At 51.9% G+C, this 18261-nt stretch carries 19 protein-coding genes; 11 read left to right on the forward strand and 8 right to left on the reverse strand.

Features of this window, described 5'->3' with window-relative positions:
* The first annotated feature begins 13 nt into the window (after window positions 1-13).
* The 6 genes from dnaE (at window position 14) to TU92_RS19800 (ending at window position 9003) form a co-directional block, all read left to right on the forward strand.
* A complete protein-coding gene (gene dnaE / locus TU92_RS19775; protein ID WP_112168877.1) occupies window positions 14-3496 on the forward strand; it encodes a DNA polymerase III subunit alpha in 3483 nt (1160 codons plus the stop codon).
* 12 nt (window positions 3497-3508) lie between these two features.
* Window positions 3509-4468 carry an acetyl-CoA carboxylase carboxyl transferase subunit alpha gene (gene accA / locus TU92_RS19780; RefSeq protein WP_112168878.1) on the forward strand — a complete coding sequence of 320 codons (960 nt, stop codon included), beginning with the start codon at window positions 3509-3511 and terminating at the stop codon, window positions 4466-4468.
* Window positions 4469-4656: 188 nt separating this feature from the next.
* On the forward strand, window positions 4657-6804 hold the full coding sequence (locus TU92_RS19785; protein ID WP_112168879.1) for a lysine decarboxylase LdcC: 2148 nt from the start codon (window positions 4657-4659) through the stop codon (window positions 6802-6804).
* An 87-nt stretch (window positions 6805-6891) separates the two neighbouring features.
* The gene (locus tag TU92_RS19790; RefSeq protein WP_112168880.1) at window positions 6892-7284 is read left to right on the forward strand and encodes a VOC family protein; all 393 of its coding nucleotides are present in this window, start codon (window positions 6892-6894) and stop codon (window positions 7282-7284) included.
* Window positions 7285-7288: 4 nt separating this feature from the next.
* A complete protein-coding gene (gene tilS / locus TU92_RS19795) occupies window positions 7289-8632 on the forward strand; it encodes a tRNA lysidine(34) synthetase TilS (RefSeq protein WP_112168881.1) in 1344 nt (447 codons plus the stop codon).
* A gap of 53 nt (window positions 8633-8685) precedes the next feature.
* Entirely contained in the window at window positions 8686-9003 is a 318-nt protein-coding gene (locus TU92_RS19800; RefSeq protein ID WP_112168882.1) for a c-type cytochrome, read from the forward strand.
* 65 nt (window positions 9004-9068) lie between these two features.
* Here the strand turns inward: TU92_RS19800 and rof are convergent, their stop codons facing one another.
* Both rof and TU92_RS19810 read right to left on the reverse strand, forming a co-directional pair.
* Window positions 9069-9329 carry a Rho-binding antiterminator gene (rof, locus tag TU92_RS19805; protein ID WP_112168883.1) on the reverse strand — a complete coding sequence of 87 codons (261 nt, stop codon included), beginning with the start codon at window positions 9327-9329 and terminating at the stop codon, window positions 9069-9071.
* Window positions 9316-9516, reverse strand: a complete 201-nt coding sequence (locus tag TU92_RS19810) for a YaeP family protein (protein WP_112168884.1) — start codon at window positions 9514-9516, stop codon at window positions 9316-9318. Before TU92_RS19810 ends, rof begins: the two co-directional genes overlap by 14 nt.
* A gap of 216 nt (window positions 9517-9732) precedes the next feature.
* Here TU92_RS19810 and TU92_RS19815 point away from each other — a divergent pair, with 216 nt between their 5' ends.
* The 3 genes from TU92_RS19815 (at window position 9733) to nlpE (ending at window position 11451) form a co-directional block, all read left to right on the forward strand.
* Window positions 9733-10293 (forward strand): YaeQ family protein, encoded by a 561-nt coding sequence (locus TU92_RS19815; RefSeq protein ID WP_056781698.1) that lies wholly within the window; start codon window positions 9733-9735, stop codon window positions 10291-10293.
* Window positions 10260-10709 carry an alternative ribosome rescue aminoacyl-tRNA hydrolase ArfB gene (gene arfB, locus TU92_RS19820; protein ID WP_414061611.1) on the forward strand — a complete coding sequence of 150 codons (450 nt, stop codon included), beginning with the start codon at window positions 10260-10262 and terminating at the stop codon, window positions 10707-10709. The genes TU92_RS19815 and arfB overlap by 34 nt, the downstream gene beginning before the upstream one ends.
* Window positions 10710-10773: 64 nt before the next feature.
* Entirely contained in the window at window positions 10774-11451 is a 678-nt protein-coding gene (gene nlpE, locus TU92_RS19825) for an envelope stress response activation lipoprotein NlpE (RefSeq protein ID WP_112168886.1), read from the forward strand.
* Window positions 11452-11533: 82 nt separating this feature from the next.
* Here the strand turns inward: nlpE and proS are convergent, their stop codons facing one another.
* The 3 genes from proS to rcsF all read right to left on the reverse strand — a co-directional run bounded on the left by proS (window position 11534) and on the right by rcsF (window position 14482).
* Entirely contained in the window at window positions 11534-13252 is a 1719-nt protein-coding gene (proS, locus tag TU92_RS19830) for a proline--tRNA ligase (RefSeq protein ID WP_112168887.1), read from the reverse strand.
* A 118-nt stretch (window positions 13253-13370) separates the two neighbouring features.
* The gene (gene tsaA, locus TU92_RS19835; protein ID WP_112168888.1) at window positions 13371-14078 is read right to left on the reverse strand and encodes a tRNA (N6-threonylcarbamoyladenosine(37)-N6)-methyltransferase TrmO; all 708 of its coding nucleotides are present in this window, start codon (window positions 14076-14078) and stop codon (window positions 13371-13373) included.
* Complete coding sequence (gene rcsF / locus TU92_RS19840) at window positions 14075-14482, reverse strand: Rcs stress response system protein RcsF (protein ID WP_112168889.1); 408 nt, start codon at window positions 14480-14482, stop codon at window positions 14075-14077. The genes tsaA and rcsF overlap by 4 nt, the downstream gene beginning before the upstream one ends.
* Here rcsF and TU92_RS22340 point away from each other — a divergent pair.
* Entirely contained in the window at window positions 14481-14639 is a 159-nt protein-coding gene (locus TU92_RS22340) for a hypothetical protein (RefSeq protein ID WP_167457535.1), read from the forward strand. The two genes, rcsF and TU92_RS22340, sit on opposite strands and share 2 nt — an antisense overlap.
* Window positions 14640-14648: 9 nt before the next feature.
* Here TU92_RS22340 and TU92_RS19845 read toward each other — a convergent pair whose 3' ends face one another.
* The 3 genes from TU92_RS19845 to metN form a co-directional block, all read right to left on the reverse strand.
* The gene (locus tag TU92_RS19845) at window positions 14649-15464 is read right to left on the reverse strand and encodes a MetQ/NlpA family lipoprotein (RefSeq protein ID WP_112168890.1); all 816 of its coding nucleotides are present in this window, start codon (window positions 15462-15464) and stop codon (window positions 14649-14651) included.
* A gap of 63 nt (window positions 15465-15527) precedes the next feature.
* Window positions 15528-16181 carry a methionine ABC transporter permease MetI gene (locus tag TU92_RS19850; RefSeq protein ID WP_112168891.1) on the reverse strand — a complete coding sequence of 218 codons (654 nt, stop codon included), beginning with the start codon at window positions 16179-16181 and terminating at the stop codon, window positions 15528-15530.
* The gene (gene metN / locus TU92_RS19855) at window positions 16174-17205 is read right to left on the reverse strand and encodes a methionine ABC transporter ATP-binding protein MetN (protein ID WP_112168892.1); all 1032 of its coding nucleotides are present in this window, start codon (window positions 17203-17205) and stop codon (window positions 16174-16176) included. The genes TU92_RS19850 and metN overlap by 8 nt, the downstream gene beginning before the upstream one ends.
* Before the next feature lie 179 nt (window positions 17206-17384).
* Between metN and gmhB the strand changes: the two genes are divergently transcribed.
* The gene (gmhB, locus tag TU92_RS19860; protein WP_112168893.1) at window positions 17385-17951 is read left to right on the forward strand and encodes a D-glycero-beta-D-manno-heptose 1,7-bisphosphate 7-phosphatase; all 567 of its coding nucleotides are present in this window, start codon (window positions 17385-17387) and stop codon (window positions 17949-17951) included.
* Window positions 17952-18261: the final 310 nt, after the last annotated feature.

Genomic DNA, 18261 nt, shown 5'->3' on the forward strand with positions numbered 1-18261 from the left:
CTGGACTCTGGATATGGCCGAACCTCGTTTTATTCATCTGCGTGTACATAGCGACTATTCCATGGTGGATGGACTCGCGAAAGTGGGTCCGCTGGTGAAATGCGCAGCGTCACTCGGCATGCCCGCTCTGGGGATCACTGACTTCACCAATCTGTGCGGTCTGGTCAAATTTTACGGTGCTGCACACGGCGCTGGCGTTAAGCCGATTATCGGTGCTGATTTAAATATCCAAAGCGAGATCCTTGGTGACGAGCTGGCGCAGCTGACAGTGCTGGCGATGAACAATCAGGGATATCAGAACCTGACGTTGCTTATTTCCCGTGCTTATCAGCGCGGTTATGGCGCAGCGGGCCCGATTGTGGATCGTGAATGGCTGGCCGAACTCAATGAAGGATTGATCCTGATTTCGGGCGCTAAAATGGGCGATGTCGGCAAGTTTCTGATGCGTGGTAACGATTTTCAGGTCGAGCTGTGCCTGGACTTTTATCAACAATATTTCCCGGATCGCTATTACCTTGAGCTGATCCGCACTGGCCGCGCCGAAGAAGAAAACTACCTGCACGCCGCCGTGGCGCTGGCCACCGAGCGCGGTCTGCCGGTTGTGGCGACCAACGATGTGCGGTTCATGCTGCCGACAGACTTTGATGCCCATGAGATCCGCGTGGCGATCCACGACGGGTTTACGCTCGACGATCCAAAACGTCCGCGTAATTACACTGCTCAGCAATATATGCGCAGTGAAGATGAAATGTGCGAGCTGTTTGAAGACATTCCCGAAGCGCTGCAAAACAGCGTGGAGATTGCCAAACGCTGCAACGTCACCATCCGTCTGGGCGAGTATTTCCTGCCGCAATTCCCGACCGGTGACATGACCACAGAAGATTTTCTGGTCGATAAATCCAAAATCGGCCTCGAAGAACGCCTCGAGTTTTTATTCCCCGATCCTGAAGTTCGCGCCCAGCGACGCCCTGAGTATGACGAGCGTCTGGATATCGAACTGAAAGTGATCAACCAGATGGGCTTCCCCGGCTACTTCCTGATCGTGATGGAGTTCATCCAGTGGTCAAAGGATAACGACGTGCCGGTCGGGCCGGGACGTGGTTCCGGTGCGGGCTCTCTGGTGGCCTATGCGCTAAAAATTACTGATCTGGATCCGCTCGAATTCGACCTGCTGTTCGAACGCTTTCTTAACCCTGAACGTGTCTCCATGCCCGACTTTGACGTCGACTTCTGTATGGAAAAACGCGATCAGGTTATTGATCACGTGGCAGAAATGTATGGTCGTGAAGCGGTTTCGCAGATCATTACCTTCGGTACGATGGCCGCCAAAGCGGTTATCCGCGACGTGGGCCGCGTGCTGGGACACCCGTACGGGTTTGTCGATCGTATTTCCAAGCTGGTGCCGCCCGATCCGGGCATGACGCTGGAAAAAGCCTTTGCTGCTGAACCGCAGTTGCCGGAAATTTACGAAGCGGATGAAGAAGTTAAGTCGCTGATCGACATGGCACGTCAGCTGGAGGGGGTCACCCGTAACGCCGGGAAGCACGCCGGCGGTGTGGTAATCGCACCGACCAAAATTACCGATTTCGCGCCACTGTATTGTGATGCCGAGGGTAATCACCCGGTCACACAGTTCGATAAAAACGACGTGGAATATGCGGGACTGGTGAAGTTCGACTTCCTCGGCCTGCGTACGCTGACTATCATCGACTGGGCGCTGGGGATGATCAATGCCCGCCGTGCAAAAGCGGGCGAGCCGCCGCTGGATATCGCGGCCATTCCGCTCGATGACAAGAAAAGTTTCGACATGCTGCAACGCTCGGAGACCACCGCGGTCTTCCAGCTTGAATCCCGTGGCATGAAAGACTTGATTAAGCGCCTCAAGCCTGACAGCTTCGAAGATATGATAGCCCTGGTGGCACTGTTCCGTCCGGGGCCATTGCAGTCCGGCATGGTTGATAACTTCATCGACCGTAAACACGGTCGCGAAGAGCTCTCCTATCCGGATATCCAGTGGCAGCATGAATCCCTGAAACCCGTACTGGAGCCGACCTACGGCATTATCCTGTATCAGGAACAGGTTATGCAGATTGCGCAGGTTCTGGCGGGCTATTCGCTGGGCGGCGCGGACATGTTGCGTCGTGCAATGGGTAAGAAAAACCCGGTTGAGATGGCCAAGCAGCGCGGTGGCTTTGAAGACGGTGCGAAAGCGCGCGGCATCGACGGCGAGCTGGCGATCAAAATCTTTGACCTGGTGGAGAAATTCGCCGGTTATGGCTTTAACAAATCCCACTCCGCCGCTTATGCACTGGTGTCTTACCAGACGCTGTGGCTGAAAGCGCATTACCCCGCTGAATTTATGGCGGCCGTCATGACCGCGGATATGGATAACACCGAGAAAGTCGTCGGGCTGGTAGATGAATGCTGGCGCATGGGGCTAAAAATCCTGCCGCCGGACATTAACAGCGGGCAGTATCATTTCCACGTCAATGACGAGGGTGAAATCGTTTACGGCATCGGCGCGATCAAAGGTGTCGGTGAAGGCCCGATCGAAGCGATCATTGAAGCACGCAACGAAGGCGGTTATTTCAGGGAACTGTTTGATCTCTGCGCCCGCGCAGATGTGAAAAAGCTCAACAAGCGCATCCTCGAAAAACTGATTATGTCCGGTGCCTTTGACCGTTTAGGTCCGCATCGCGCAGCGTTAATGAGCTCTCTGCCTGATGCCCTGAAAGCCGCTGACCAGCACGCCAAAGCCGAAGCCATCGGTCAGGTAGATATGTTTGGCGTTCTGGCCGAAGCGCCGGAGCAGGTGGAGAAGTCCTACGCCAACGTGATGCGCTGGCCTGAACAGACGGTGCTGGACGGTGAACGTGAAACTCTGGGCCTGTATCTCACCGGCCATCCGATCACTCAATATCTGAAAGAAATTGAGCGTTATGGCGGCGGCCAGCGTTTGAAAGACATGCACCCGACCGATCGGGGTAAAATGACTGTCGCAGTGGGACTGGTTCTCGCTGCACGGGTTATGGTCACCAAGCGCGGTAACCGCATTGGGATCTGTACGTTAGATGACCGCTCAGGTCGTCTGGAAGTGATGTTGTTCACCGAAGCGTTGGAAAAATTCCAGCATTTGTTGGAAAAAGACCGTATCCTTATCGCCACAGGACAGGTCAGCTTTGATGACTTCAGCGGCGGGCTTAAAATGATGGCCCGCGATATTATGGACATCAGTGAAGCACGGGAAAAATATGCTCGCGGTCTTGCTATCTCGCTGACTGACAGGCAAATTGATGACCAGCTTTTGAACCGTCTCCGCCAATCGTTGGAACCTCATCGATCGGGGACGATACCAGTACATCTGTATTACCAACGAGAAAACGCAAGAGCCCGGCTTCGATTCGGGGCGTCCTGGCGTGTTACGCCAACGGACAAACTGTTGCTGGATTTGCGAGGCCTGGTCGGTAGCGAGCAGGTGGAACTGGAATTTGACTAAAATAGGAATGCTATGAGTCTGAATTTTCTTGATTTTGAACAGCCGATTGCGGAACTCGAAGCGAAAATTGACTCGCTGACTGCAGTCAGCCGTCAAGACGAAAAATTGGATATTAATCTGGACGAAGAAGTTGCACGCTTGCGCGAGAAAAGCGTTGAACTGACTCGTAAGATTTTCTCTGATCTGGGCGCCTGGCAGATTGCCCAACTGGCGCGCCATCCTCGTCGCCCTTATACCCTGGATTACATCAAACATATCTTCACTGAGTTTGATGAACTGGCCGGTGATCGTGCATTCGCTGACGATAAAGCTATCGTTGGCGGGATTGCTCGTTTGGGTGAACGTGCCGTGATGATCATTGGTCATCAGAAAGGCCGTGAAACAAAAGAGAAAGTCCGTCGCAACTTTGGTATGCCAGCTCCGGAAGGGTATCGCAAAGCATTACGCCTGATGGAAATGGCCGAACGTTTCAAATTGCCAATCATCACTTTCATCGACACTCCGGGTGCATACCCTGGCGTCGGTGCAGAAGAACGTGGTCAGTCTGAAGCGATCGCCCGTAACCTGCGTGAGATGTCACGTCTGAACGTGCCGGTCATCTGTACCGTTATCGGTGAAGGTGGTTCTGGTGGCGCACTGGCTATCGGCGTGGGCGATAAAGTGAACATGCTGCAATACAGCACCTACTCGGTTATCTCGCCGGAAGGCTGTGCATCAATTCTGTGGAAGAGCGCGGATAAAGCGCCTCTGGCAGCAGAAGCGATGGGCATCGTGGCACCTCGTCTGAAAGAACTTAAGCTGATCGACTCGGTGATCCCTGAGCCTCTGGGCGGCGCTCATCGTAACGTTGAGGCAATGGCGGCTTCATTGCGCGCGCAACTGGAAGCTGATCTGAGCGATCTGGATGTGTTGAGCACGGAAGAATTACGTAACCGTCGCTATCAGCGTCTGATGACTTACGGCTATTGCTGATTCAGCCCCAGTTTCCGAAAGGCCATGCAAATGCATGGCCTTTTTTATTGTCCATTTTTCTTCTTCAGTCCTTCCTGCATTCTTAATTTCCCTCTGCCAGCCAGAAAATCAATGCGAAAGGGTACACACCCGGCGCTAACCGTGTTTCTATAAATAAATGAGATACTAATAACAGAAGGATTTGTCAGATGAATATTATCGCTATCATGCGCCCGGAAGGGGCTTACTACAAAGAAGAGCCAATCCGCGAACTGGATAGCGCCCTGACGCTTCTCGGATTCCAGGTGATTTATCCCCGGGACCGCGCTGACTTACTGAAACTCATCGAAAATAATGCCCGCATTTGCGGAGCCATTTTTGACTGGGATGAGCACAGCGAAGAGCTGTGCACAGAAATTAATGAGCTCAACGAATACTTGCCCCTCTACGCGTTCATCAATACGCATTCGACGCTGGACGTCGATGTGAATGAAATGCGTATGGTGCTGTATTTCTTTGAGTATGCGCTGACCGCCGCGGACGATATCGCCAAACGCATCCGCCAGTACACCGACGAATACATTGATACCATCACGCCGCCGCTGACCAAAGCGCTGTTTAAATACGTCGAGGAAGGTAAGTATACGTTTTGTACGCCTGGGCATATGGCGGGAACGGCTTTTCTGAAAAGCCCGGTCGGCACGCTGTTCTATGATTTCTTTGGGGCCAAAACGCTGAAGGCCGACGTGTCTATTTCAGTCACCGAACTCGGTTCTTTGCTCGATCACACCGGTCCGCATCTCGAAGCCGAAGAATATATCGCGCGCACTTTTGGAGCCGAGCAAAGTTATATCGTCACCAACGGCACCTCGACGGCCAACAAAATTGTCGGAATGTACGCCGCGCCGGCGGGAAGCACGGTACTGATTGACCGCAACTGCCATAAATCGCTGGCGCATCTGATGATGATGACCAATATCGTGCCGATTTATCTGCGTCCGCACCGTAACGCATACGGCATTCTTGGCGGGATCCCCAAACACGAATTCTCCCGTGAAAGTATCGAAGAGAAAATCACGCAAACTGAAAATGCCACCTGGCCGGTGCATGCCGTCATCACTAACTCCACTTACGATGGTCTGTTGTACAACACTGACTACATTAAAAGTACGCTGGACGTCGCTTCGATTCATTTTGATTCAGCCTGGGTGCCCTATACCAATTTCCACCCGATCTACGAGGGGAAAAGCGGCATGAGCGGTGAGCGCGTGCCTGGTAAAGTCATTTACGAAACCCAGTCTACGCACAAGTTACTGGCCGCTTTTTCGCAGGCGTCGATGATCCACATTAAAGGCGATTACAACGAAAGCACCTTTAATGAAGCCTACATGATGCACACCACGACATCCCCTAACTACGGCATCGTAGCCTCAGCGGAAACGGCAGCCGCGATGCTGCGCGGTAATCCTGGACGGCGGCTGATCAACCGTTCCGTTGAGCGCGCGCTGCATTTTCGTAAAGAGATCCAGAGACTGCGCGAGGAAACCGACGGGTGGTTCTTCGATATCTGGCAGCCGGAACACATTGATGAAGCTCAGTGCTGGCCACTCAATCCGGATGACAACTGGCATGGTTTCGCCAATGCGGATACCGATCATATGTATCTGGATCCGATCAAAGTGACGATCCTCACGCCCGGCATGAATGAAATGGGCACGCTGGAAGAAGAGGGGATCCCGGCGGCGCTGGTGGCGAAATTCCTTGATGAGCGGGGCGTAGTGGTTGAAAAGACCGGCCCCTACAATCTTCTGTTCCTGTTCAGCATAGGCATTGATAAAACCAAGTCTATGAGCGTGATGCGCGGGCTGACCGATTTCAAACGCAGCTACGATCTCAATCTGCGCGTCAAAAATATGCTGCCCGACCTTTACGCGGAAGATCCCGATTTCTATCGCAATATGCGTATTCAGGATCTGGCGCAGGGGATCCACAAGCTGATCGTCCGTCACGATCTGCCGCGCTTAATGCTGGAAGCCTTTGATGTCCTGCCGGAAATGAAAATGACGCCGTACGAAATGTTCCAGCATCAGGTGCGCGGACATATCGACGAATGCGACATTGACGAACTGATCGGTAAAGTTTCGGCCAATATGATCCTGCCTTATCCGCCAGGCGTGCCGGTGGTGATGCCGGGCGAGATGATCACAGAGGAAAGCCGCGCCGTGCTCGATTTCCTGATCATGTTGTGTTCGATCGGCGAACGTTATCCGGGCTTTGAAACGGATATTCACGGTGCGCGGCTGACCGAAGACGGGCGCTATCTGGTGAAAGTCCTTAAACTTCCTGACGCGGAATAACCTACAGCCCTCATGATGAGGGCTTTTTATTGACGTCTGCGGGTACGCTGAGTAACGTGCACCACAATAATCAACAGGACAAACGCCATGCTTACTCTACGCCAAATTCATCACATCGCCGTTATCGGGTCTGATTATCAGGCCAGTAAACGCTTCTACTGCGATATCCTCGGTTTCACGCTGGTGGAGGAGTTTTATCGCGAAGAGCGGGATTCATGGAAAGCGGATTTAGCGTTGAATGGCCAGTACACCCTCGAACTTTTCAGCTTCCCGATTCCCCCGGCGCGCCAAAGTCGCCCGGAAGCTTGCGGGCTACGCCATCTGGCGTTCAGCGTTGATGATATTGCGCAGTCTGTTGCCGCGCTGGAGCTGGCGGGCGTTGGGTGCGAACCTGTTCGCGTTGATCCCTATACCGGCAAGCAGTTTACCTTTTTCTCCGATCCTGACGGCTTGCCGTTAGAACTGTACGAATCCCGGTAACTCTATGAATTCACACTCTGCGGCCAGCTTTCTGTCTGAGCATCTGCGCATAAAAATGGGTGATGCACGAAAGCTTTGCGTGGCGTTCAGCGGAGGGCTGGATTCCACGGTGCTGCTGGCGGGTCTGGCAGAACTGCGTGACACTGTGCTGCCGGAGATACAGCTGCGTGCGTTGCATGTTCATCACGGATTAAGCCAGTTTGCCGATAGCTGGGTAACGCATTGCCATGCCTTTTGCCTGCAACATAACATTGCGTTTTCTGTCGCGCATGTGCAGCTGAATGTACAAGACGGCGGCATTGAAGCAGCGGCGCGAGCTGCTCGTTATCAGGCATTTGCAGAGAATCTGGCTAAAGATGAAGTGCTGCTGACGGCACAACATCTAAACGATCAGTGCGAAACATTTATGCTGGCGTTAAAACGCGGCAGCGGGCCTGCGGGATTGTCGGCAATGAGTGCGGACAGCTTTTCGCCGGGTTATCGTCTGTTACGGCCGCTGCTGAGTATCAGCCGCGCACAGCTGGAAGACTACGCCAGTGAGCATCACCTGAACTGGATCGAGGACGACAGCAATCAGGATCCCCGTTTTGATCGTAACTTCCTGCGTCTTAATATTCTGCCTGAGCTGTATCAGCGCTGGCCGCATTTTGCACAGGCCACTGCCCGTAGTGCGGCGCTGTGCGCGGAACAGGAATCTCTTCTGGATGAACTGCTGAGTGAAGCTCTGAGCAGATTAACGGATTCGCAGGGCAGTTTAGCGGTAGAAGGGCTACTCGACGTTTCTGACGTGAAACGTTCTGCCTTACTGCGCCGCTGGCTGGCCCGACGCGGTGCGAAGATGCCTTCGCGGGAACAGTTACAAATGATCTGGAATGAAGTCGCGCTAAGCCGGGAAGATGCGCAGGCGCAGTTAAGACTGGGGGCGTTGACCGTTCGTCGCTTTCGTCAGCGTTTGTATCTGTTACCAGAATTTCAGCCTTTGAAAGAGGTCGTGCTGAACTGGGATCCTGCTCAGTCTTTAACACTGCCGGACGGACTGGGCACTCTGTCTATCGCTTCCTCACCTGTAGCGGACGATGAAAACGCATTTGTTCGTCAGCCGCGTACCGGTGAAATCGTCTCTATACGTTTTCAGGCGCACGGGAATATCGAGAAAGTCGGGCGTGACCGCGCGCGTCAGGCCAAGAAATTATGGTCTGAACTCGGCGTGCCGCCGTGGCAGCGTGACCGTATTCCGTTGATTTACTACAATGAGCAACTTATTGCCGCGCCGGGCTGGTTCATTACCCGTCAGGCATTGGCCGAAGACAATGAAGCGCAATGGCAGGTCATCTGGTCCGTTGCCTGAGAAGAAATGAGATGATTAATTGGGGCGGACATTCTAAGCCCGCGGGAGAAGTAATGCGTAACGTTGCAGGTATTTTGGCACTGTTAGTGGCGAGTTCGCCGGTTTTCGCGCAGGGAAACAGTGCTGACGGGCAGTCTAAGTCGGCCAGTTGTGCCGCCTGTCATGGCGCAAACGGTAAAGCGACAAATTCGATTTACCCTAACTTAGCCGGGCAAAACGCTGAATATCTGGCGTTGTCATTACATGCGTATAAGAAAGGTGGGCGCAGCGGCGGGCAGGCGGGGGTGATGCAGGCATTCACGGCATCGCTTTCAGATCAGGATATCAGCGATTTGGCGGCATATTACGCCAGCCTCGCGCCGCTGAAATAGCCGGGCTTAGAAATGCAAACGGGCAATCCTGAGATTGCCCGTTAGTTTGACGTGTGGAGGGCGCGCTACTCAGCGCTGACCACCACGGTGCCAATTTCCGGATGACTAAAGCTTTCGATGTAATCCAGACGCAGGTCGCGTTGTTCGCCGTTCACCTCGGCCACCAGATATTCTACTTTCTTACGCATCAGCAGATCGTTAGCCTTCGCCTCGACGATTTCTCCGCTACGCAGCTTCAGTGTCAACACCAGGTGACTCTGGCAGGCGAGCTCGAGATTATCGTAGTCATCACAATTGATGGGTTGGTACTCATCATTCATCGACATAATCGCTCACCAATAAGTTAGCGGCGGCATAGGCCGCCTGGTCCCTAACGGAGGACGGAAGGTCAGCGTTTGCTGCCACTTCGTCCAATGCTTTCAATACACAGCCCAATGCATCGGGCACATATCCCAGATCGCCGCTGGCAATCTCTGAATATTTACGGCGTACCAACTCACAGTATTGTTGCATAGGTTCTCCCTTAAAAGCGTATCCCTCTGAGGAAAGCGCAGAAAGATAAGCTCTCAGTATTTATCGACTATAGCACAGGAGAGTCTCAGTTATTAGACAACCCACAAAGGTTTATCGTTTGCGTTGAAACGGTTATTCAGAAGGACCTGCGGGGTTAAACTGGTCGCGACGTGACGCTTTCAAGTACACTGTGCGTCTATCATCAAGAGGTTTACCATGGCGTTAAAAGCAACTATTTATAAAGCAGTGATCAACATCGCTGATATGGACCGCAATTTCTTTCATGACGCCAACCTGACACTGGCCCAGCATCCTTCAGAAACAGAACAACGCATGATGCTGCGTCTGCTTGCCTGGATTTACCATGCCGATGAGCGACTGACGTTTACCCGCGGATTAAGCGCAGAAGATGAGCCGGAAATCTGGCGTAAAAATGACCATAATGGCATCGAGTTATGGGTCGAATTAGGGCTGCCTGATGAGAAGCGTCTGAAAAGAGCCTGTAACCAGTCGCGCGAAGTGGTGCTTTACGCTTACGGTGAGCGCGCGGCCAGAGTTTGGTGGTCGCAAATCGAAGGCAAAGTCAGAGGTTTTGAGAATTTGCGCATTCGTTATATCGACGATGAAATGCTGACTCAGCTCACCGCATTTGGCAGCAGAACCATGGATTTACAAGCGACTTTGCAAGACGGAACTATTTGGCTTTCCGATGCTCAGAGTAATTTAGAAATTCATTTTTCTGAATGGAAAGAGTCAGTCGTAAAAGAAGCAAGGTAACAGGTGTGCTAATCCTTTCCGGCAAAATGGAAATACCAGACAGCGAAATTGAATTAACGGCAATCCGCGCGCAGGGCAACGGTGGCCAGAACGTCAATAAAACGTCAACGGCAATACATTTACGTTTTGATATTAAAGCCTCAAGTTTGCCAGACTACTATAAAGAACGTCTGATGGCGTTCAATCACCATTCCATTACGGCTGATGGTTGGGTGGTTATCAAGGCGCAGGAATCCCGCAGCCAGGAACAGAACCGCGAAGCGGCGCTGGCACGGTTGAATACTTTGATTGCGCAGGCGATGGTGGTGGAAAAACCCCGTCGTGCAACTAAGCCAACCAAGGGGTCTAAGATCCGCCGGGTGGAAAGCAAAGTGCGCAAGGGCGCGACAAAAGCATTGCGGGGCAAAGTTCGATAGCCTTATATCGTGTTGCAGGACAATTTTTATCGCAACACTCAGAAAGAGCAGTAGGGGAGAAACTGTGAAAAAAATCATCATAACCGCAGTGCTGGCGCTCGGGGCGCTGTCACTGTTTGGCTGCCACACCGCTGCCTTCAATCAGGAAAAACCGTTGCAGGCGATGCAGCAAAGTTACAGTGGTGTCCTGCCGTGCGCCGATTGTGGCGGGCTGGAGACATCCTTATTCCTCCAGCAGGACGGCACGTATGTTCTGCAGGAAACCTATCAGGCAGCCAAATACGGCGATCAGACTTTCGCCAGCTATGGCAGTTGGGCGAGAACCGCTGACAAGCTGGTCCTGACCGATGCTAAGGGTGAAAAGCGTTACTTCCACCCGAAAGATGAAAATCTTGAAATGCTTGATACCAGCGGTGCGCCGATTATTTCGTCGCTCAATTACACGCTGAAACCTACGCAGCAGAGTTTACCGAAGACGCCCATGCCGCTGACCGGTATGATGCAGTACAGCGCCGATGCCGCTTCTTTCAAGGATTGTGCGACAGGGAAAGTTTTCCCGATGTCTGCCAGCAAATCGCTGCAACAGGGATATCTCGCGGCGCGTAAGGCACCAAATCAGCTGGTCTTTGTATCAATGGATGGTCATTTCATGACGGAACCGTCGATGGAAGAAGGGCAGATGCAGAAAGCTGTGGTGGCTGATAAAAACGTAAAGTTTGATGCAACCAAAGCTTGTCCGTAAGTACCGCTGCTAAGCGAAAAGCACAAATAAAAATGCCCGCTCAATGCGGGCATTTTTATATACAACGATCTTTGGCAGATCCTTAACGCGGGATCTGGCCCAGCAGATAAGAAACGATATCGCTTTGTTTGATCATTTGTTTTTCACCGGAGCGACGGTTTTTGTATTCCAGCTCTTCAGCGTCCAGATTACGATCGCCAATCACGACGTTATGCGGAACACCGATCAGTTCCATATCCGCAAACATTACCCCAGGACGCTCTTTACGATCGTCGAGGATCACGTCAATACCGTGTGAACGCAGTTCTGCATATAACGCTTCTGCCGCATCTTTCACGCGGAAAGATTTGTGCATGTTCATTGGCAGAATAGCGACCTGGAACGGAGCAATAGCGTCCGGCCAGATGATACCGCGATCGTCGTGGTTCTGTTCGATAGCGGCGGCAACCACGCGGCTCACACCGATACCGTAACAACCCATGGTCATCACCTGATTACGACCATCCTCACCCTGAACGGTTGCATTCATCGCTTTTGAATACTTGATGCCCAGTTGGAAGATATGACCGACTTCGATACCGCGCTTAATCACCAGCGTACCCTGACCATCCGGGCTTGGATCACCAGCCACCACGTTACGCAGATCCGCCACTTCTGGCAGCGCAGCATCGCGATCCCAGTTAATGCCGAAATAATGCTGGCCGTCGATGTTGGCTCCCGCGCTGAAATCGCTCATGGCAGCAACGGTACGGTCAACAACCACTGGCATTGGCAGATTGACCGGACCGAGCGAACCCGGGCCAGCCGCAACGATTTCACGGATTTCCGCTTCGGTAGCAAAAGTCAGTGGCGCTGCAACTTGTGGCAGTTTTTCCGCTTTGATTTCGTTGAGTTCATGATCGCCGCGAATGAGCAGGGCGATCAGTTTATGGCCGCTTTCTGGCGTTGCATGAACCATCAGGGTTTTCACGGTTTTCTCAACCGGCACCTGGAACTGTTCTGTCAGCTCAGCAATGGTTTTGGCATTTGGCGTTTCAACGATGCGCATCTCTTCGGTCGCCGCGCCGCGAGGGGCGGTCGGAGCCAACGCTTCTGCGAACTCGATGTTGGCCGCGAAATCTGAAGAGTCAGAGAATACGACATCATCTTCGCCGCTCTGCGCCAGAACCTGGAATTCGTGAGACGCGCTGCCGCCGATAGAACCGGTATCTGCCAGTACTGCACGGAAATCCAGGCCCATACGGTTGAAAATCTGGCTGTAGGCCGCGTACATCACATCATACGTTTCCTGCAAAGATTCCTGCGTCGTGTGGAACGAGTAGGCATCTTTCATCAGGAATTCACGGGAACGCATCACACCAAAACGCGGGCGAACTTCGTCACGGAATTTGGTCTGGATCTGGAAGAAGTTCAGTGGCAGCTGCTTGTATGAGCTGACTTCATTACGGATCAAGTCGGTAATCACTTCTTCATGGGTTGGACCCAGAACGAACGGACGATCACCACGGTCAACAAAACGCAGCAATTCAGGACCGTATTGTTCCCAACGTCCGCTCTCCTGCCACAGGTCGGCGGGCTGAACTACCGGCATCGACACTTCAATGGCGTTCGCGTTGTTCATTTCTTCGCGCACGATGTTTTCAACTTTTCTGAGAACACGCAGGCCGGTTGGCAGCCAGGTGTACAGGCCGGAAGCCAGTTTGCGGATCATCCCCGCACGCAGCATCAGCTGATGGCTGATAACTTCCGCGTCGGCTGGCGTCTCTTTCAGAGTAGAGAGCAGATATTGAGTAGTACGCATGATGTGTTGATTCCGTTAGCACTGCAAATTGCAATCGGGCGGCTAAAAGCCGCCAAAACGTAAAAAGTGGTTTAGTTTACCAGCGAGTTGGTGTTGCCAAAAGAGACGCAGAGGAAATTTAGTCTTTGTCGAGCGACAATACCTGATTCACAGAGCCTGTCACCCGCCAGCGGACATTAAACTCCAGCAGGCGAACGGCATAATCCCGCTCGGTGGCTTCGCCCTTGCGGTAGGCCGGGCGAGGATCTTGCCCCAGCACTTGCGTGATGAAGCGACGCAGGTGAGGGTATTGATGAATGTGTTCGGCCAGCTGCTGTTCTGCCTGAGGCAGAAACTCTACCGGCATATCGGCGTCTGGTGCGTGCTGAGCAAAGCCTGCACGAGCATCCGGGTGGCTTTCTGCAAAGGGCAGATACGGTTTGATATCCACCACCGGCGTGCCATCGACCAGATCCAGACTGCCGAGCTGCAGGATGACGTTTTGCCCCTGGCAGTGGATCCCTTTCAGCTCAACCAAAGACATTCCAAGCGGATTGGGTCGAAAGGTTGAACGTGTGGCAAATACGCCGGTTCGCGCGTTACCCCCAAGGCGGGGAGGGCGCACTGTAGGACGCCAGCCACCGTCCATCGTCTGATGAAAAATAAACATCACCCAGAGATGACTGAATTCTTCCAAACCGCGAACGGCTTCAGGCTGGTTATACGGCGCGTGCAAATGTAACTCACCGCCGCCATCCTGAATCAGACCAGGCTGGCGGGGGACAGCAAATTTCTCTTTATAGGGCGAGTGGATGGTCCCTATTTGCTCAAAAGAAAATGAGGTCATTTAAAGGTGACGTTCAGAGCGGAGCCCTGACAAATTGCCTGCTGGAAGCAGCCCGGTACGCCACCAAGGATCTGGCACTGATGTAAAAGCACGGCATTGGCTTTCATATAGGATGCTCGGGTCAGCATTCTTTTACGTGCTGTGGCCAGGCTCGGCGGAGCATCATTCTGATCGGACTGACATGATTCTCCGGAGACTTCGCCTAAGTCACGGAACGGTGTGCCGACCAGCGCTTCTGCATCTTTATACAGTTTTACTGGAGCCGGGCGAACTGGAGCCGGTTTGGGTTTGACGGGCTTTGGCTCTTCTTTAACAACAGGTGCAGTGGTGATTGGCTGTGTGTGTTGAGTCAGGGAACAACCCGCCAGCAAAAGCGCCGACAAACAGAGAGGTAAAGCACGCATGGTAAATCCTCTGCTTTTTAATATGTTTACAGGAATGAATGTGGCGTTATTGAACCAAGGTATTGAGAAAATAACAAGGCGGGCATATGCCCGCCTTGTACTTATTTATAAAATCTATATTTCACAGGAATTTTCAGGCGCAATGCTGAGTTCCTGAAGACCCGGATTACCAGCCTTTCACTGCGCCGCCGTTGAAGATTTTATTCGCCGCAGCGTTCACTTCGTCAGACTGGTAAGCCTGTACGAATTTCTTCACGTTTTCAGCATCTTTATTGTCTTCACGAGCCACAATCAGGTTCACATACGGTGAGTTTTTATCTTCTACGAAGATACCGTCTTTCTCTGGTGTCAGACCGATCTGGCTGGCGTAAGTCGTGTTAATTACCGCCAGTGCGATTTTGGCATCATCCAGTGAACGTGGCAGCTGTGGTGCTTCCAGCTCAACCAGTTTCAGGTTTTTAGGGTTCTCAGTGACATCAAGAACGGTCGGCAACAGGCCAACACCGTCTTTCAGTTTGATCAGACCTTGTTTTTGCAGCAGCAGTAAAGAGCGACCAAGGTTGGTCGGATCGTTTGGCAATGCAACCTGATCGCCTTCTTTCAGTTCATCTACAGATTTGATTTTCTTAGAATAGCCCGCGATTGGGTAAACGAAACTATTACCGACCGGCACCAGTTTGTAACCGCGGTCTTTGATCTGCTGGTCCAAATAAGGTTTGTGCTGGAAGGCGTTAACGTCGATATCACCTTTGCTCAGTGCTTCGTTCGGCAGAACGTAATCGTTGAAGGTCACCAGTTCAACGTCCAGACCGTATTTTTCTTTCGCTACTTTTTGTGCAACTTCTGCAACCTGTTGCTCAGAACCGACAATCACACCCACTTTAATATGGTTTGGATCTTGTTCTTTTGGTCCGCAGCCCGCTAAAGCCAGCGATCCCAGAAGCGCGCCGACAACAGCAATGGATTTAAATTTGTTTGACATGTCCTTTCCTCAATAAGCGGATAAAAATCATTCGCAGGGTTACGTTTTACAGTTGTTATTTCGTTATTTATGCGTGACCGCTTTTACAATGCGATCGCCACAAAACTGAATTAAATACACCAAAACTACTAACAGGACTAATACCGTGTTCATGACAGTTGCGTCATAACCGATATAACCATACTGATAACCGATCTGTCCGAGACCACCGGCACCGACGGCACCGCCCATCGCAGAATAGCCGACCAAAGTGATCAAAGTAATAGTGGCTGCGTTAACCAGACCCGGCAAGGCCTCCGGCAACAGAATTTTGCGGATGATTTGCATCGGTGTGGCACCCATTGCGCGGGAAGCCTCAACCAGACCGCTTGGAATTTCCAGCAGCGCATTTTCCACCATACGTGCAATAAATGGCGCAGCGCCCACGGTCAGCGGAACAATTGCCGCCTGCAATCCAATGGAGGTGCCCACAATGACGCGGGTAAATGGAATCATCCAGACCAGCAGGATAATAAATGGAATCGAACGGAATATGTTCACCAGCGCAGACATCACGCGATAGACATTTTTATTCTCAGCAATTTGCCCCGGACGGGTGACGTACAACAGCACACCAAAGGGTAGCCCGAGCGCAAAACCAAAGAAGCCAGAGGTCAGTGTCATGATGACAGTTTCCCAGATACCCCGGCCCATTAACCACATCATTGCCTCAGACATAACCGAGTACCTCAACTTTCACCTGATTCTCATGCAGGAACTGAATCGCTGCCTGAGTGTTTTCTTCTGAACCGTGCATTTCTGTCAGCATAATCCCGAACTTCACGCCACCGGCATAATCCATCTGAGCACTGATAATATTATTGTTTACATCAAAACGTCGTACGGCTTCGGAAAGCAGTGGAGCATCAACGGACTGACCGGTAAATTCCAGACGCAATAAAGGCACGCGGCCTTGTTCTGGCGCGGGCACCAGACGTACTGCGTAATCTTCCGGAATATCCAGATGCAGCGTTGACTGAATAAACTGCTGAGCCAGCGGGGTTTTCGGATGTGAGAACATCTCGCTCACTTTATCCTGCTCAATCAGTTTACCGTCGCTTATCACCGCAACCTGATCGCAAATGCGTTTTACGACATCCATCTCATGGGTGATCAACAGGATGGTTAATCCCAGACGGCGGTTGATGTCTTTCAGTAATTCCAGGATGGAGCGGGTTGTTGCCGGGTCCAAAGCGCTGGTCGCTTCATCACACAGCAGAACTTTAGGGTTACTCGCCAGTGCGCGGGCAATCGCGACGCGCTGTTTCTGCCCACCGGAAAGGTTGGCAGGGTAGGCGTCATGCTTATCTTCCAGACCAACCAGTTTCAGCAACTCTGAAACGCGTTTTTTAATTTCAGCCCCGGAGAGGTTATCCAGCTCCAGCGGCAGTGCGACGTTGCCAAAGACGGTGCGGGATGACAGTAAATTAAAATGCTGAAAAATCATGCCAATCTGGCGACGCGCGCGGGTTAATGCTTTTTCTGAAAAGGACATCAGATCCTGACCATCGACCAACACCTGGCCTTCGGTCGGACGCTCGAGCAAATTGACGCAGCGGATTAATGTACTCTTACCCGCGCCAGATGAGCCGATCACGCCATATATTTGTCCTGCAGGGACGTGAAGACTCACGTCGGAAAGCGCGACGATCTGGCGCGATCCCTGCTGGAAAACCTTGGTGATATTTGAAAGTTTAATCATATTATTTTTTATTCTGTCTTTTTGCCGTGACATGGTGAATTTAACTCTGCGAGGGAGCCCCTCGTAGCATGTCGTGGATGCTAAGGCGTCTAGACGTCTAAGTCAACCAGGTTAACATTCTCACTGACATTGAAAACATGCGATACTGACGCCGTTAATCAGCCATCAGGAGCAAATACGTGGCACAACCTGTTTCAGCAATCTTTCTCGACCGTGATGGCACTTTGAATGTCGATCACGGCTATGTACATGAAATCGATGAATTCCAATTTATCGACGGTGTAATCGACGCCTGCCTTAAGTTAAAGGAAATGGGCTTCTTACTGGTGTTAGTGACGAATCAATCGGGAATTGCACGCGGCAAGTTTACCGAAGACCAGTTTATGACACTGACCGAATGGATGGATTGGTCCCTCGCCGATCGTGGTGTCGATCTCGATGGCATCTATTTCTGTCCGCATCATCCTGAAGGCTCAGTGAAAGAGTTTACTCAGGTTTGTGACTGCCGTAAGCCTTTGCCTGGGATGTTCTTAACGGCGAAAGAAGAGCTGAATATTGATATGGCCTCTTCTTATATGGTCGGCGACAAGCTTGAAGACATGCAGGCGGCTGCTGCCGCAGGCGTGGGGACTAAAATTTTAGTGCGTACAGGGAAGCCAGTGACAGCGGAAAGCGAAAGTGTGGCAGACGCAGTACTTGAAAGCCTTGCTGCCTTGCCTTCCTTTATAGCAAAAGCGTTAAAATAACGGTCTTTGGATAAAAAAACGGCAAACGAAATAAAACTGTGTTTATTCGCTTGCCATTAAAATCCAACTCCCTATAATGCCGCTCCATCGACAGGGAACAACGTGAACAACATCACGAAGTAACCGGGTCGGGAAAGATTAAAAACAGCGGCATCCGGCGAAATAAACGGTTGACACTGAATGAGGAAAGCGTAATATACGCCACCTCGAGTTAGCAAGCGAAAGCGCGTAACTCACTGCTCTTTAACAATTTATCAGACAATCTGTGTGGGCACTCACAAGACGATATCAGCCACCTCGGTGGCAAAAA

The sequence above is a fragment of the Rahnella inusitata genome (assembly GCF_003263515.1).
In the GTDB taxonomy this organism is placed as follows: domain Bacteria; phylum Pseudomonadota; class Gammaproteobacteria; order Enterobacterales; family Enterobacteriaceae; genus Rahnella; species Rahnella inusitata.